At 59.2% G+C, this 13,756-nt stretch carries 13 protein-coding genes and 1 tRNA gene; 8 read left to right on the forward strand and 6 right to left on the reverse strand.

Annotated elements, in window-relative coordinates:
- The first annotated feature begins 3 nt into the window (after nucleotides 1-3).
- The 3 genes from ACR0E2_RS01945 (at nucleotide 4) to ACR0E2_RS01955 (ending at nucleotide 3,688) form a co-directional block, all read left to right on the forward strand.
- Complete coding sequence (locus ACR0E2_RS01945) at nucleotides 4-1,038, forward strand: cysteine synthase A (protein WP_171639622.1); 1,035 nt, start codon at nucleotides 4-6, stop codon at nucleotides 1,036-1,038.
- Nucleotides 1,038-3,464, forward strand: coding sequence for a DUF3772 domain-containing protein (locus ACR0E2_RS01950; protein WP_480444930.1), 2,427 nt, complete (start codon nucleotides 1,038-1,040; stop codon nucleotides 3,462-3,464). The genes ACR0E2_RS01945 and ACR0E2_RS01950 overlap by 1 nt, the downstream gene beginning before the upstream one ends.
- 134 nt (nucleotides 3,465-3,598) lie before the next feature.
- Nucleotides 3,599-3,688: transfer RNA gene (locus tag ACR0E2_RS01955), tRNA-Ser, on the forward strand.
- A 52-nt stretch (nucleotides 3,689-3,740) separates the two neighbouring features.
- Here ACR0E2_RS01955 and ACR0E2_RS01960 read toward each other — a convergent pair.
- The gene (locus tag ACR0E2_RS01960) at nucleotides 3,741-4,670 is read right to left on the reverse strand and encodes a LysR family transcriptional regulator (protein WP_480444931.1); all 930 of its coding nucleotides are present in this window, start codon (nucleotides 4,668-4,670) and stop codon (nucleotides 3,741-3,743) included.
- A gap of 111 nt (nucleotides 4,671-4,781) precedes the next feature.
- On the opposite strand from ACR0E2_RS01960, the gene ACR0E2_RS01965 reads away from it, so the two are divergent.
- Genes ACR0E2_RS01965 through ACR0E2_RS01985 form a run of 5 tightly spaced genes read left to right on the forward strand, consistent with a single transcriptional unit; the run spans nucleotide 4,782 to nucleotide 8,428 of the window.
- Nucleotides 4,782-5,489: an NAD(P)H-dependent oxidoreductase gene (locus ACR0E2_RS01965; RefSeq protein WP_480444933.1), complete on the forward strand. Its 708-nt coding sequence runs from the start codon at nucleotides 4,782-4,784 to the stop codon at nucleotides 5,487-5,489.
- A gap of 18 nt (nucleotides 5,490-5,507) precedes the next feature.
- On the forward strand, nucleotides 5,508-5,810 hold the full coding sequence (locus ACR0E2_RS01970; protein ID WP_171228622.1) for a DUF1330 domain-containing protein: 303 nt from the start codon (nucleotides 5,508-5,510) through the stop codon (nucleotides 5,808-5,810).
- A gap of 49 nt (nucleotides 5,811-5,859) precedes the next feature.
- Nucleotides 5,860-6,636, forward strand: coding sequence for a CmcJ/NvfI family oxidoreductase (locus ACR0E2_RS01975; RefSeq protein WP_480444934.1), 777 nt, complete (start codon nucleotides 5,860-5,862; stop codon nucleotides 6,634-6,636).
- A 12-nt stretch (nucleotides 6,637-6,648) separates the two neighbouring features.
- Entirely contained in the window at nucleotides 6,649-7,617 is a 969-nt protein-coding gene (locus tag ACR0E2_RS01980) for an LLM class oxidoreductase (RefSeq protein WP_480444936.1), read from the forward strand.
- Nucleotides 7,618-7,639: 22 nt separating this feature from the next.
- Nucleotides 7,640-8,428 carry an SDR family NAD(P)-dependent oxidoreductase gene (locus ACR0E2_RS01985; RefSeq protein WP_480444938.1) on the forward strand — a complete coding sequence of 263 codons (789 nt, stop codon included), beginning with the start codon at nucleotides 7,640-7,642 and terminating at the stop codon, nucleotides 8,426-8,428.
- 424 nt (nucleotides 8,429-8,852) lie between these two features.
- On the opposite strand, the gene ACR0E2_RS01990 is transcribed toward ACR0E2_RS01985, so the two are convergent.
- From ACR0E2_RS01990 to ACR0E2_RS02010, 5 genes are read right to left on the reverse strand one after another with little or no spacing between them, the layout of a single operon-like run.
- The gene (locus ACR0E2_RS01990; protein WP_480444940.1) at nucleotides 8,853-10,331 is read right to left on the reverse strand and encodes an aldehyde dehydrogenase; all 1,479 of its coding nucleotides are present in this window, start codon (nucleotides 10,329-10,331) and stop codon (nucleotides 8,853-8,855) included.
- 9 nt (nucleotides 10,332-10,340) lie between these two features.
- The gene (locus tag ACR0E2_RS01995; protein WP_480444941.1) at nucleotides 10,341-11,375 is read right to left on the reverse strand and encodes an LLM class flavin-dependent oxidoreductase; all 1,035 of its coding nucleotides are present in this window, start codon (nucleotides 11,373-11,375) and stop codon (nucleotides 10,341-10,343) included.
- 3 nt (nucleotides 11,376-11,378) lie between these two features.
- On the reverse strand, nucleotides 11,379-12,296 hold the full coding sequence (locus ACR0E2_RS02000; protein ID WP_480444942.1) for a flavin reductase family protein: 918 nt from the start codon (nucleotides 12,294-12,296) through the stop codon (nucleotides 11,379-11,381).
- Nucleotides 12,293-13,081 (reverse strand): alpha/beta fold hydrolase, encoded by a 789-nt coding sequence (locus ACR0E2_RS02005; protein ID WP_480444944.1) that lies wholly within the window; start codon nucleotides 13,079-13,081, stop codon nucleotides 12,293-12,295. The genes ACR0E2_RS02000 and ACR0E2_RS02005 overlap by 4 nt, the downstream gene beginning before the upstream one ends.
- Nucleotides 13,053-13,652: an amino acid synthesis family protein gene (locus ACR0E2_RS02010; protein ID WP_480444946.1), complete on the reverse strand. Its 600-nt coding sequence runs from the start codon at nucleotides 13,650-13,652 to the stop codon at nucleotides 13,053-13,055. Before ACR0E2_RS02010 ends, ACR0E2_RS02005 begins: the two co-directional genes overlap by 29 nt.
- Nucleotides 13,653-13,756: the final 104 nt, after the last annotated feature.

Raw genomic sequence — 13,756 nt, forward strand, 5'->3', positions numbered from 1 at the left:
ACCATGCGCATTGCACGAGATCTTGCTGACGCAGTAGGAAAAACACCGTTGATCCGGCTGCGCCGTATCAGCGAAGAGACCGGATGCGAGATTCTTGGCAAAGCCGAGTTCATGAACCCGGGTCAGTCGGTAAAGGATCGTGCTGCTCTTTTTATCATCAAAGATGCCATCGCACGCGGGGATCTGAAACCGGGCGGCACCATCGTGGAAGGCACCGCCGGCAACACCGGTATTGGCCTGGCTTTGGTCGGTGCGTCGATGGGGTTCAAAACGGTTATCGTTATCCCCGAGACCCAATCGGAAGAAAAGAAGGATATGCTGCGTCTGGCGGGCGCACAGTTGGTTCAGGTACCCGCGGCCCCGTATCGCAACCCCAACAATTTCGTGCACTATTCCCGCCGTCTGGCCGAGGAATTGGCGCAGACAGAACCCAATGGCGCAATCTGGGCCAACCAGTTCGACAATGTGGCGAATCGTCAGGCACATGTGGAAACCACGGGCCCCGAGATCTGGGACCAGACAGACGGCAAAGTTGACGGGTTCGTCAGCGCGGTCGGGTCGGGTGGGACATTGGCAGGCGTTGCCGAAGTTTTGCAACCCAAGGGCGTCAAGATCGGTCTTGCAGATCCTATGGGGGCTGGCCTGTATTCGTATTACACAACAGGCGAGATCGCGATGGAAGGTGGGTCAATCGCCGAAGGTATCGGGCAGGTGCGTATCACCAAAAACCTTGAGGGGTTCACGCCGGATTTTTCTTATCAGATCACTGACAACGAAGCGCTGCCCTACATCTTTGATCTTCTGCGTGACGAAGGCCTGGTCATGGGCGGCTCGACCGCGATCAACATGGCAGGGGCGGTGCGCCTGGCCAAGGAAATGGGGCCCGGCCATACCATTGTGACCATCCTGTGCGATTATGGCACACGCTATCAATCAAAGCTGTTCAACCCCGAGTTCCTGCGTGAAAAAGAGCTTCCGGTTCCGGATTGGATGACCGAGGCACCGCGCAGCATTCCCGGCGTTTTCGAGGACGTGTGATGCTTGGACAGGTCCGCCTGTTTCTGACCCTGCTATTCCTGTGCTTTGTCGGGTTTTCGAATAGCGCTGTTGCACAGCTGACGGATCGTCAAAGTGAGTATTACCAAGGCTGGGTCAAAACCGCGAGCCGGGCCGAAGCCGTCATCGAGGCGAACCGGGCGTCTGACGCTGCGCTGGAGAATTTACGTTCTGAAATAAATGGTTACAGGGACGACTTCAATCGAGCTCGTGGTGCGAATACCGACCGTATAACGACGCTGGAAAGCCAGATAAAAGCGTTGGGGCCCAAACCCGAAGGGGACACGACTGAACCTGAAGACATAGCAAATCTTCGCGTGCATCTTGAGGAACAGCTCAACAGCCTGCGTGTTCCGCGCATCATATCCGAAGAGGCGTATAGCCGTGCGAACGGGCTGATCAGCGAAATTGATCAGATCCTTCGCGCGCGCCAGAAAAAAGAGTTCTTTGAACAGGGCCCTTCGCCGATCAACCCGGCGTATTGGGGTCCGGCATGGGTGGATGTCAAAGAGGCCGTTCAAGGCCTGGTAAACGAAACGATCACAAATTTGCGTTCAGATGTCGTGCGCGAGCAAATTCGCGCTCGTGGGCTCGCAATCTTCATACTTCTGGTCATTTCAGCCGTGCTGCTGATATTTGGCAAACGGTGGTCTGAACTTGGAGGCGACTACCTGAGGTTACTCGGCGGGGCCGGGACGGGGGTTTGGTCGTTCGTAATCTCACTTCTGAGAATTCTGTTGCCATGGATCGGTGTGGTGGCCGTGGTCACGGCGATCAGTCTCACAGGCGTTCCGGGTCTGCGGGGCAGCCTTTTGCTTCAGAATGTTCCGTATTGGGCGGCGATCGTGTTTTTCTATGACTGGATTGGTCGCCAGGTATACGTGATCGGCGCGTCGCAAGGGTTCCAACGTCTGTCCGCTGCGCGCATCACTGAACTGCGCGTGTATATCGATCTGCTTGCCCTGATGCTGGTTTTGCACGAATTGGCGTTTTTGTTCGAACGGATCGAAAACATTTCCGACGCCACTCGCGCCGTAGTCAGTTTCCCGGTCATTGTCGCGACGGCTTTGTTGTTGTTGCGAGTACGTCAGATTCGAACAACCGACGGGCCTCCGGATCAAGCTGCCTCAACCCGTTCTGCGGGTTTTAGCCAACTGGTCGAGTTCCTGCGCCGGGCTTTGTTCCTGTTGGGGATCATGTCTCCCTTGCTGGCTATTTTCGGATACACCAATGCGGCCGAAGCAATCGTGTTTCCTGCCGTCAAGACATTGGTGCTGATCGGGGCCTTGGTCATCCTGCAACGGTTCATCAGTCAGATTTACGGCTGGGTCACCGGGCAGGGCGAAGCCGCGGGGGATTCGCTTTTTTCCGTACTGGTTGGGTTTGCATTGGCCATCTTGGCGCTTCCCATTCTGGCGATCTATTGGGGTGCGCGGGAAACCGATCTGCTGGAAGCATGGTCGCGCCTGCTGCTTGGTTTTGATATCGGTGGCGTCACAATTTCGCCCAGCAACTTTCTGACCTTTGTTGCCGTGTTTGCAATCGGTTATACGCTGACGCGTCTGTTGCAAAGCGGGCTGCGCAATTCGCTTCTGCCGAAAACCAACATAGATCCGGGTGGCCAAAACGCGATTGTCGCGGGTTCGGGATACGTTGGCATATTCCTTGCCGCGTTGGTGGCAATCATGGTGGCCGGTTTTGATCTGTCATCGCTGGCGATCGTCGCTGGCGCGTTGTCTGTTGGCATCGGCTTTGGTTTGCAGACAATCGTGTCGAACTTCGTTTCTGGCATCATCCTTTTGGTCGAGCGTCCGATTTCCAAGGGGGATTGGATCGATGTGAATGGCATGATGGGATATGTTAAGGACATTTCCGTTCGTTCGACCCGGGTCGAGACCTTTGACAGGACGGATGTCATCGTTCCGAACTCTGACCTGATCAGCGGTGTTGTAACGAACTATACCCGCGGCAACACGATCGGGCGGGTGATCGTTCCGGTGGGTGTCGCATACGGAACTGATACGCGCCTGGTCGAAACCATTCTGGGCGAAATTGCCAACAACCATCCGATGGTGTTGGCCAACCCGGCGCCAAGCGTTGTGTTCCAGGGGTTTGGAGCAGATTCCTTGGATTTTGAAATACGGGCGATCCTGCGGGATGTGAATTGGGTTTTGTCGGTGAAATCTGACATGAACCATGAAATCAACCGTAGATTCTCGGAAGCAGGGATCGAGATCCCGTTCGCACAACGTGATGTCTGGCTGCGAAATCCCGAAACCCTGCGGGCATCTGACCCGAGCAAGCAGGAGCCTTCCGCACCTGTGCAGGATAAGCCACGCAAAGTTGCAGAGGCTCCGGCGGATTTGACCGAGGCGGATATGGACCCGGATGCCGGTGATGAGATCTGAGGGGCCAGATCGCAGCACGTGTTGACTTGTGATCACCCGTCGGTGGGTGCATTGATTAAATTGCGCTATTCCCCTGATTTCGTCGAATTGAGGCCTTGCAAATCCGACGGCATTCGTCCAAATATCGCCGGCACGGAGAGGTGGCCGAGTGGTCGAAGGCGCACGCCTGGAAAGTGTGTAGGCGGGAAACCGTCTCCAGGGTTCGAATCCCTGTCTCTCCGCCACCATCACCATTGCGTAACTTGAACTGCACCTGTCCGCGAACGCGATGCACGATTACAAGCTGTCCTGCTGCGCTTCGACCCAGCCGGTGCCTGACCTGTCGCCGAGTTTTTCGACGAGAAAATCCATGAAGATTCGTGTCTTGGGCGTCAGCACGTTCGAGCGCGGATAGATCAGCCACAGCCCTGCATGATCATTCAGCCGCCAGTCAGGCAAAACCTGCCTGAGCCGCCCAGAGCGCAGTTCATGGGCCACGCTCCAGAGTGAGTTTATCGAAAGCCCCGCTCCGGCAAGCGTTGCCGCGCGTTGCGCAGTGCCGTCATCGACGATGGTTCGGCTGATCATCGCGCGCGGGTTCAGGACCGCCTTCTGACCAGCAGGATCAACCAGTTCGCGCCGGTCGAGATTGGCCCACGCGATGAAGCGATGCCCCGTCAAATCCTCGGGTGTCGAAGGCACTCCGTGCTGCTTAAGATATTCCGGCGCAGCGCAGAGCAGGCGGATGTCATCTGAAAGTTTGCGCCCCTTGAGGCTGCTATCGGCCAGCGGCGCGTTGCGCAGGGCTAGGTCGAAACTGCCCTCGATGGCGTCGAAGGGCTTGTCCGACAGTCGCAGGTCCAGCGTCAGGTCGGGATAGCGTTGATGAAACTCGGGCAACAGCGGCATGATGTGCAACTGGGCAAAACTGCTGGGGGCCGCGAAACGCAAGGTGCCTGTGGGGCCGGTATCCGTGCCTCCGAGGGCAGCGCGCGCTGCATCCGTCTGGGCGAGAATTTCACGTGCATAAGGCAGAAACTCCGACCCTTCCAATGACAACGACACCTTGCGCGTGGTGCGGTGCAAAAGCTCGACGCCAAGTTCGTTCTCAAGCTTGGCCAGCCTGGCACTCGAGACCGCCGGCGCAAGGCCAAGCTCGCGCCCGGCGGCGCTAATATTGAGCCGTTCGGCCGCCATGACGAACAGGCGCAGGCTGTCGGTATCCATATCGATTATATCCAAAATACGAAAACTGAACTTATTTTTCACCACCTTTTCCTTGTTCTCGCAAGTGATAAGTCAGGTGCACACCGACACACACCCCAACGGAGACATAAAATGAACGCGATCACCGAGGTGAAGACCGATATAAACGCGCAGATCATTGAGGCCTTCAATTCTCGCCATGCCACCAAGATCTTCGACCCTGAACGCAAGGTGAGCGACGCTGACTTCGAGACGATCCTCGAGGCCGCACGCCTTTCGCCCACTTCGTTCGGGCACGAGCCCTTCCGCATCCTGATGATCCAGTCGCCCGACAAGCGCGAGCTGTTCCGCGAGTTTTCATGGGGTGCCAACGGGATGATGAACGGGTCGACCGGCCAGCTTGGCACCGCCAGCCATTTCGGCATCATTCTGGCGGCGACGGGTGAACTGATGCGCGCCGGATCGGATTATCTGCAAGACCACTACCGGCAAGTGAAGCAGCTGCCCGAGGAAGTGATCGAGATCTTCAACGGCGCATACGGCAAGTTCCAGGCCGAGGATCACAAGATCACCTCTGAGCGCGAGATCACCGACTGGTCGGGCAAGCAGGCCTATATCGTGCTGGCCAACATGATGACCGCCGGTGCGCTGATGGGGATCGACAGCTGCCCGATCGAGGGCTTCGACATGGAGCGGACGACGCAGACGCTGGCTGAACATTTCGACGTCGATACCGCGAAATGGAAACCGGCGGTGATGTTCGCCTTTGGTCATCGCGCGAAAGATCCTGAATTCCCCAAGACCCGCCGCGCGATGCAAGACACCGTCGCTTGGTTCTGACCCCGAAGGAGATACACGATGACCTATTATTCCGTTCTGGACGTCACCCCCACCGCCGAGGACTGGATCCCCGGCTACCTGCCCACCGCCAACGAACGCGTGGCGGCACATGGCGGCAAGTATCTTGCGCGTACCGCGACCCACGCGCAGATGGAAGGCGAGGATCAGCCCGCCGGGCTGAGGATCATCATCGAGTGGCCTTCGGAAGAGGCGGCCCGCGCCTTCATGGCGGACCCGGCCTATGCACCGCACCTGGCCGCCCGCACCAAGGGCTCGGTCAGCCATCACTACCTGATCGCGGGGCAGGACGACCTCGCCTGAATGCAGCACTGGCCCGGTATGCCGGGCCGGCACCCCCAAGGAGGCTTTCATGACCCGGACCGGAACCGTCAATTATCATGTTCACAAGCCCGCGCCGCAGGCATTCGTGCTGGACGCGGACAGCATCGCTGGCAATCTGGTCTCGCCCGAACTGGCCGCGACCGAGGTGGCGCTGACCGATCTGCGTGCCGGGCGGGCAGGGGCCAGCTTTGTCTCTGACGGGTTCGAATTTGGTGTGGCACCGACGCGGGTGACCAGTTTCGAATCCCCCGGCTGGCATAAGGTCTACGACCGCGAACTGGCCGATCTGCTGTGCGACCGGATCGGCGCGCGCGAGGTGCTGTTCTTCGACCACACATTGCGCATTGACGACCCGGCAGCCAACCGCCGCCCCGCGCGCAACGTGCACAGCGACCTGAGCCCGCAAGGTGCGCACCAGCGGCTGGTGGACATCCTGGGGCCCGAGCGGGCGCGCGATTGGGCGGCGGGGCATTACGCCTTCGTTAACCTGTGGCGGCCGGTGGAAAACCCGATCAACACCGCCCCGCTGGGTTTCGTGCGCCCTGCAACCGTGGACGACGCGGACTGGATCGACATCGACCTGATCTATCCCGACCGGCGCGGTCGTATACTCGGCCTGGCGGCCAACCCGCGTCATGATTGGGTGTATCTGTCGCGCATGACGCCGGACGAGATCGTCTGGTTCAACATCTACGACAATCGCGGCCGTCCAAGGGTGGGCCACAGCGCGATTGATCTTGCCGAAGATCCCGATCGGCACATCATCCGCAAAAGCCTGGAAAGCCGGGCGCTGGTGCGGTTCTGAGAAAGGCGGAAAATGCTGGACAAATCCAACACGCCGAACTTCGCGCCGCTCAACCGCGCGTTCAACGCGGTGTTTCGCCCTGGCAGGCTGAGCATTGGGCTTGTGGTCCCGCTCGAGGCAAATCGCAACGATCCGGTACCTTCTATGACGCGCCATCTGGAGCGCGCCGCGCTGGCCGACGAACTGGGCTTTGCCGCGCTTTGGCTGCGAGACGTGCCCTTTAACGTGCCCTCGTTCGGCGATGCGGGGCAGGTGTTCGATCCTTTCGTGTATCTCGGCGCGCTGGGTGTTGCGACGCGCGACATCGCGCTTGGCGTGGCTTCGATCGTGCTGCCATTACGGCACCCGGCCCATGTAGCCAAGGCGGCAGCCTCGGCCGACCAGCTGTCGGGCGGGCGGCTGCTTCTGGGTGTGGCCTCGGGGGATCGTCCCGAGGAATACCCGGCGCTGAACAAGGATTTCTCTGATCGCGGGGCGCGCTTCCGTGACAGCCTCGCCTATATCCGCGCCATGGCGCAGGATTACCCGCGTCTGGACAACCCGCAGGGCGACCTCTCTGGCGGTATCGACATGTTGCCTAAGCCTGCTGCCGGGCGCCTGCCGCTGCTTATCACCGGTGGCAGCCAGCAGACGCCAGAGTGGGTGGCGCGCCACGGTGACGGCTGGATGACCTATCCGCGTGGTGCGGCGGCGCAGTCCCGCGTTGTGGCCGACTATCGAGCGCGCGTGGCACAGGCCGGCTTGCCCGACAAACCGGTGATGCAGTCGCTCTATGTTGATCTGGTGGACCAAGCCGACGCTCCGCCGCGCCCGATCCATCTTGGGTTCAGTGCCGGCACCGATTACCTGCGCCGCTACCTGCACGAGATCCGCGATTTGGGCATCAACCACGTGGCACTGAATCTGCGCTTTAACGTGGCCGGGATCGAACCCACCCTGCACCGGCTGGCCGACGAGGTTCTGCCCGAGTTTCACGACTGATTTCATCCCCAAGGAGGCCGCAATGCCCAAGACTATCCTGATCACCGGCGCGACCGACGGCATCGGCCTGTTGACCGCCAAGACACTGGCGGCCGAAGGCCACCGCGTGCTGCTGCACGGACGCAGCTCTGACAAACTGCAGGCCGCCGCGCAGACGGTTGGCGGCAACCCCGAGACCTTCCGCGCTGATCTTTCCGATCTGGACGAAGCCGCCACGCTTGCAGACGCCGTGCGCGCCCGGCACGACCGGCTGGACGTTCTGATCAACAATGCCGGTGTCTACAAGACTCCGCACCCACGCCGGGCCGACGGGATGGATGTTCGGTTCGTGGTAAACGCGCTGACGCCCCATGTGCTGACCCGACGGCTGTTGCCGATCATCCCAGCCGAAGGGCGCGTGGTGAACCTTTCATCGGCCGCGCAGGCGCCGGTGGATGTAGAAGCGATGCACGGTAAGCGGCAATTGAGTGACATGGAGGCCTATGCGCAAAGCAAGCTGGCTATCACGATCTGGTCACGGGAAATGGCGCGCGCGCACCCAACGGGCCCAGTCTTTGTCGCGGTCAACCCTGGCTCGCTTCTGGCCTCAAAGATGGTCCGAGAGGGTTTTGGAATGGCCGGCAATGACTTGGCGATCGGCGCTGATATCCTGCGACGGGCCGCGCTGTCGGACGAATTTGCTGATGCCTCGGGGCTGTATTTCGACAATGACAGCGGGCATTTTGCTGATCCACACTCAGCGGCGGCCGACCGCGATCACGCGGCGCGGGTCAAGGATGCTATCGCGACGCTGACCGGCGGCGGAGTTTAGATCCGCGATGTGCCCGTTGCTCTTGCGCCGGCTTTGAGGTGTTCGGTCCCGCTTGGGCTAGGCACAGTGCTTCGACCTCAGTGGCCATGCCTCCGGCAAGCCAAAGCGGCAGGTGGGCGTCTGGGACCTGCGCGTCGCGCAGTTGGGACTACCGGAGCAGGATTTCGACACCAGACCCACCGCCTTCGTCACTACATCTGATGGGTGCTAGATGTTATTGACTCTTTGCAGATATTCCCTCGTTCGCCCGCAAAACTGTGAGGACGAGATTGGTGAAAAGATGCTGGCTCAAAACTCGGACTTTATTGCGTGTACGAGATTGGAAGACGCAGCTATTTGGCTGGAACAGTTGCAAGAAGGTTTTGTAGGTGACCCTAAACGCTAAAGTCCGGAGCCTTTGACAAAACAATGCAGCAAAATCTTGTTACCGCATGACGAACGGGTTCGACATTGGCTGTTCCGACGTATTCAGCCAGACGGTTTTGGTCCTTGTGTAATCGTGAATGGCCTCGATCCCGGCTTCTCTGCCATAGCCGGATTGATTGTAGCCACCAAACGGAGCAATCGGGGACACGGCGCGATACGTGTTGATCCAACAGATTCCCGATTTCAGACGGGATGAAACCCGATGGGCGCGGGCGACATTTTCAGTGAAAACGCCGGACCCAAGCCCGAACTGCGAGTCGTTGGCCAATGCGATCGCTTCTTCTTCCGTATCGAATGGCAGCAGAGACATCACGGGGCCGAACATTTCGACCTTCAGCGTCTCGGTCTCTGGGTTCGAACATTCCACCAGCGTAGGGGCCATGAAGTAGCCCGGCCGGTCCAGAGGTTTTCCCCCGAAGCGGATGCGTGCGCCTTGTTCTGTGGCTTTCGCCAAAGTCGCCTGAATTCTTTCCACCTGAGCTGCGGTGCAGAGCGGGCCAACATGGGTGGCCGTTTCCAACGGGTCGCCGATTGCGACGCCCTTCATCTTCTCTTCGATCTTGTCAACAAGCGCGTCCAGTACCGGGCGATGTATCAACCCGCGCGAGCCGGCCACGCAGCTTTGACCCGAGGCGCCGAAGTTTCCCGCAATCAAACCATTGGCGGCGCCATCCAGATTGGCATCATCAAAAACGATGATCGGGGATTTCCCGCCCAGTTCCAAAGTGGTCACCGCGAAGTTTTCAGCCGAATTGCGCACGACATGGCGCGCTGTTTCCGGGCCGCCGGTGAATGCGATCCGGTCCACATCCGGGTGCCGGGTAAGCGGGATGGCGCAGTTTTCGGCATCCCCCGTAATGACAGAGACGACACCGGGCGGAAAGCCAGCTTCATCGATCAGCCGCGCGAACTCCAGCATCGGAGCGGGCGCAATTTCAGAGGCCTTCAGCACGACCGAACAGCCTGCTGCTATCGCGGGGCCAAGCTTGGTTGCGGTCAGGAACATCTGTGCGTTCCAGGGGACGATAGCGACCACCACGCCAATCGGCTCGCGTTTGGTGAAGACGTGCATGTCCGGTTTGTCGATCGGCAGAACCGCCCCTTCGATCTTGTCCGCAAGCCCTGCATAATATCGATAATAGTCACCGACATAGGCTGTTTGGCTTGCGGTTTCGGCAAGCAGCTTTCCGCTGTCTGTGGTCTCAAGCTGGCCCAGGTGTCCGGCGTTTTCCTCGATCAGTTCGGCAAGTTTGAACAACAGTTTGCCGCGTGCAGTTTGCGTCATGTCGCGCCACGCGGGATCATCAAGTGACCGACGCGCGGCGGACACGGCGCGGTCAACGTCTTCGGGTGCGGCACAGGCGAAACTGGACCATTCTTGGCCCGTCGCCGGGTTTTGCGAATGCATCACTTGCCCGCGTGCCCCTTCGGTCCACGCGCCGTCGATATAAAGCTGGAAATGTGGTTTCTGATGCATCATCGATCCTCACTGAAACTTTGGCATGACGTCGTCGATGAAGCGGGCCAGCGATGCGCGTTTGCGTTCGAAACTCATACCGCTGTCTATCCAGAACGAATACTCATCATAGCCCAGATCTTCGTATCGTTTCAGACGTTCCGTGACCCCGTCCGGGGTTCCGACAGTCAGATCGCGTGCCAGGTTTTCCGGTGCCATCATCGTGTTGGCCGCCATCTCTTCATCCGTCAACGTCTGGATCAAGCCCTGCCGGACTGGCCGCTTGTTTTGAAACCAGGCCCCGAAATAGTTGTAGAAGCGCGACAATTCCCGAGCGGCCAGACCCAGATCATCGTCGTCGCTGCCAACGTAGGTGTGATGCAGCAGCATGATCTTGGGGCGCGGCCCCTCATGGTTTGCGCATGCATCTTCAAAGCGGCCCATCAGCGTTTCAATCTCTTGCATGCCCTGCCAGAGCGGTGTGACCTGAATGTTAAAGCCGTTCTGTACACCGAATTCATGACTGTTCGGATCCCGCGCCGCGATCCAGATCGGTGGTCCGCCGGGTTGCACCGGTTTGGGGGCCGAGGTGGTGGCGGGGAATTTGAAATACTCTCCATCATGGGCACAGTCACCCGCCCACAGCCGGGGCAAAAGCGGCGCGATTTCCCGCATGCGCTGGCCAGCATCCCATGCATCCATTCCCGGCATCATCCGTTCATATTCATACGAATAGGCGCCGCGGGCGATGCCCAACTCGATACGGCCTCCTGTCATCAGGTCCGCCGCAGCCGTTTCGCCCGCCAGTTTGATCGGATGCCAGAATGGTGCAACAACTGTACCCGTGCCAAGCCGCACATTCTTGGTGTGATGTGCGATATCGACCAAAGACATCAAAGGGTTGGGCGCGATCGTAAAGTCCATCCCGTGGTGCTCGCCGGTCCAGATGGCGCGCATTCCCGCCTCATCGGCCATTTTACACAGCGCGATGAATTCTTCATACAGCTTCTCATGGGGTTGATCTGGGCTCAGCCGTTCCATGTGTGCAAAAAGGGAAAACTCCATCCATCAGGTCCTTTCAGAAAAGCTGTGCACGTCGCCTTGCTGCGCACTGCCCAGATACAGTGAGAAGTCGCGGGTTCGGCTTTCCAGCGCGAAACGAGAAATCATGGTGGTGATTGGCGTCGTCGAGTAGGCAAGGGTTGCCAGGTCTTCAATCGCGACGGCCTTAAGCTTGCCGTGTTTGGGAAGTTCCGGCGCATTGCCCAATATGTAGACATTATGCGCTGTGGCATCGTCATAGACCGAGTAGACGACGCCAAGACGTGCGTCGATGCCACGATCATGCAGATCCTGCCGAAGGCTGTCGCGCAACTGTCGCCGGTCGGACAATGTGACCTGCGGCGGTCTGAAACCGGCTTCCGTTTTCTCAAGCAGCACGCGGCCTTCGTGTTCGATGATTGCGCCACAGACAATCCTGCGCCCCGTCGGTTCAAGCGCCCCCCGTTCCAGCCCAAGGCTGAAATACTGCCCGTTCGCGTAGCCCAGCGCCGGGCGGTCGTTGTGGGAATAGGTTTCGACCTGTCCGATCAGAACGCAATGGTCTCCTGCCTCGATCACTTGGTGGGTCCGGCAGGAGAATGTCGCGACCGCGCCGTTGATCAAAGGGATCTCTCGCGCGTCGAGGTCATGGTCGGTTTTGGCGAACCGGTCACCTTTGAAGCCGGCGAAAGTGTTGGACACATCCTCTTGCCCCTCGGCCAGAACACTCACCGTGAAATGGGTGCAGGTCGAGAATTCGCCGTATGAAGACAAGTTCTTGCCGGGGCAGACGATCAACAGCGGCGGGTCGAGCGAAACCGAAGTGAAGGAATTTGCCGTGAAGCCCAGGGCCATGCCAGAGGCGCTGCGCGTGGTAACGACGGTCACGCCGGTCATGAATTTGCCGAATGCCCGCCGGAGGTCGCGGGGGTCGAGTTCGGTCATGATTGCACCTCGCTTTGAAAGCTGGAAATGGCGGCGTTGACCTGACTTGCATGTGTCATCGGCATCATATGGGCCGCCCCATCGATGATCAGCGCGCGGCCGTTCGGGGTGATTTCAGCCATTTTAAGCGACATGTCTGGGGTGGAGTTCGGCTCCTGACTACCGGTTATGAACAGCGCGGGGCAGGCGAGTTTCTCCAGCGCTTCGCGCCGCGGATTTTGGCCTTGGGCAAAAACCGTATAGGCCAGCTTGTAAGCAGCCGGATCCATGGCCGTAAGCCATTCGCAGCAGGCATCACGTTCAGGCGAACCGATGTCACCAAACCACCGGCGCAGCGTGCTGGTTGGGTCAACCGGTGTTTCACCATCCAGTCCCGCAGCACGTTCCTGAACGGCCTGCGCTGCCTTTGCACTGCGTTCAAAAACGGCATTCATTGCCACGACGCCGCAAATCCGGTCGGGCGCCTTGGCGGCAAGGTCCAACGCCATCATCGCGCCCATCGAGTGGCCGACAACAAGGACCGGACCGTTCAGATTGCCCAGCACGTTGTGTGCAGCTTCGCTGTATTCCGACAGTTCCGTACCGAAAAACCTCAGCGGGCTTTCGCCGTGACCGGGCATGTCCGGTGCCGTCAGGCGCGCTTCAGACGCCAACCCGTCCAACTGCGCGCCCCAGGCTTCGGCCCGCAGGCCAACCCCGTGAAGCAACAGGATGTCCGGACCTGCGCCTGTCTGGATGGCGGCCAGCCCGCCGATTTCAGACCGCGGCCGGGTTGTCCACGTCATGGCCCAAATCCTTGAGATCCTGATACCGGTTGCCGATACGGTGATGCGGTCTGCCCGAGGTTGCGGCCCCCAATACGACGACAATTTCATCGTCGCGTGGTGCGTCCGGGATCGAGAATTGAACGGTCAGGTAGTGAGAACGCCGCCCGGCATCGTTTTTGTCCATCAATGGTACCATGATCGGCGCATTCGCGGGGCCGCGCGTGTTTGTGAAAGCCAGATAGGATTTCGCGCTGACCGCCTGCCGGTAGTGGTTGCCGAACCGAAGGGTGTGAATAATGCCCGAGGCGTGCTCGACCTCGCCATTCAGCCCAACGACGGCTGCCTTGCCATAGGCTTCGATTGCGTCGCCACTGCCGGCCAACGCGATCATGCGGTCCGTCATCATCTTTCCCAGTAAGGGGCCATATGCGTGGATTTCTGGTTTGAGGTCTTCGACATATCGACCCGCCCAGGGATTGGTGATCACTGCGGCCACGGCGAACATGCGCCATGGGATTTCCGCAGGGCGAAATCCCTCGACAAGAACTTCCTCGTCGTAGGTAACAATCTTGCGTATTTCCGGCTTCATCACACCTCTCCTGTCGCGCTGGGAGAAGGTAGAAACGGGTGTGGTTTTTGACAAATGATTGAATTATGTGCTTTCGCATTAAAAAGATTAATGGCTAACTTGAT

This window comes from Ruegeria sp. A4, from assembly GCF_056543025.1.

What these genes read in the sequence shown, in the direction of transcription:
- ACR0E2_RS01945 (WP_171639622.1), top strand. Translation starts at nt 4, where the DNA reads ATGCGCATTGCACGAGATCTTGCTGACGCAGTAGGAAAAACACCGTTG.
- ACR0E2_RS01950 (WP_480444930.1), top strand. Translation starts at nt 1,038, where the DNA reads ATGCTTGGACAGGTCCGCCTGTTTCTGACCCTGCTATTCCTGTGCTTT.
- ACR0E2_RS01960 (WP_480444931.1), bottom strand. Translation starts at nt 4,670, where the DNA reads ATGGATACCGACAGCCTGCGCCTGTTCGTCATGGCGGCCGAACGGCTC.
- ACR0E2_RS01965 (WP_480444933.1), top strand. Translation starts at nt 4,782, where the DNA reads ATGAACGCGATCACCGAGGTGAAGACCGATATAAACGCGCAGATCATT.
- ACR0E2_RS01970 (WP_171228622.1), top strand. Translation starts at nt 5,508, where the DNA reads ATGACCTATTATTCCGTTCTGGACGTCACCCCCACCGCCGAGGACTGG.
- ACR0E2_RS01975 (WP_480444934.1), top strand. Translation starts at nt 5,860, where the DNA reads ATGACCCGGACCGGAACCGTCAATTATCATGTTCACAAGCCCGCGCCG.
- ACR0E2_RS01980 (WP_480444936.1), top strand. Translation starts at nt 6,649, where the DNA reads ATGCTGGACAAATCCAACACGCCGAACTTCGCGCCGCTCAACCGCGCG.
- ACR0E2_RS01985 (WP_480444938.1), top strand. Translation starts at nt 7,640, where the DNA reads ATGCCCAAGACTATCCTGATCACCGGCGCGACCGACGGCATCGGCCTG.
- ACR0E2_RS01990 (WP_480444940.1), bottom strand. Translation starts at nt 10,331, where the DNA reads ATGCATCAGAAACCACATTTCCAGCTTTATATCGACGGCGCGTGGACC.
- ACR0E2_RS01995 (WP_480444941.1), bottom strand. Translation starts at nt 11,375, where the DNA reads ATGGAGTTTTCCCTTTTTGCACACATGGAACGGCTGAGCCCAGATCAA.
- ACR0E2_RS02000 (WP_480444942.1), bottom strand. Translation starts at nt 12,296, where the DNA reads ATGACCGAACTCGACCCCCGCGACCTCCGGCGGGCATTCGGCAAATTC.
- ACR0E2_RS02005 (WP_480444944.1), bottom strand. Translation starts at nt 13,081, where the DNA reads ATGACGTGGACAACCCGGCCGCGGTCTGAAATCGGCGGGCTGGCCGCC.
- ACR0E2_RS02010 (WP_480444946.1), bottom strand. Translation starts at nt 13,652, where the DNA reads ATGAAGCCGGAAATACGCAAGATTGTTACCTACGACGAGGAAGTTCTT.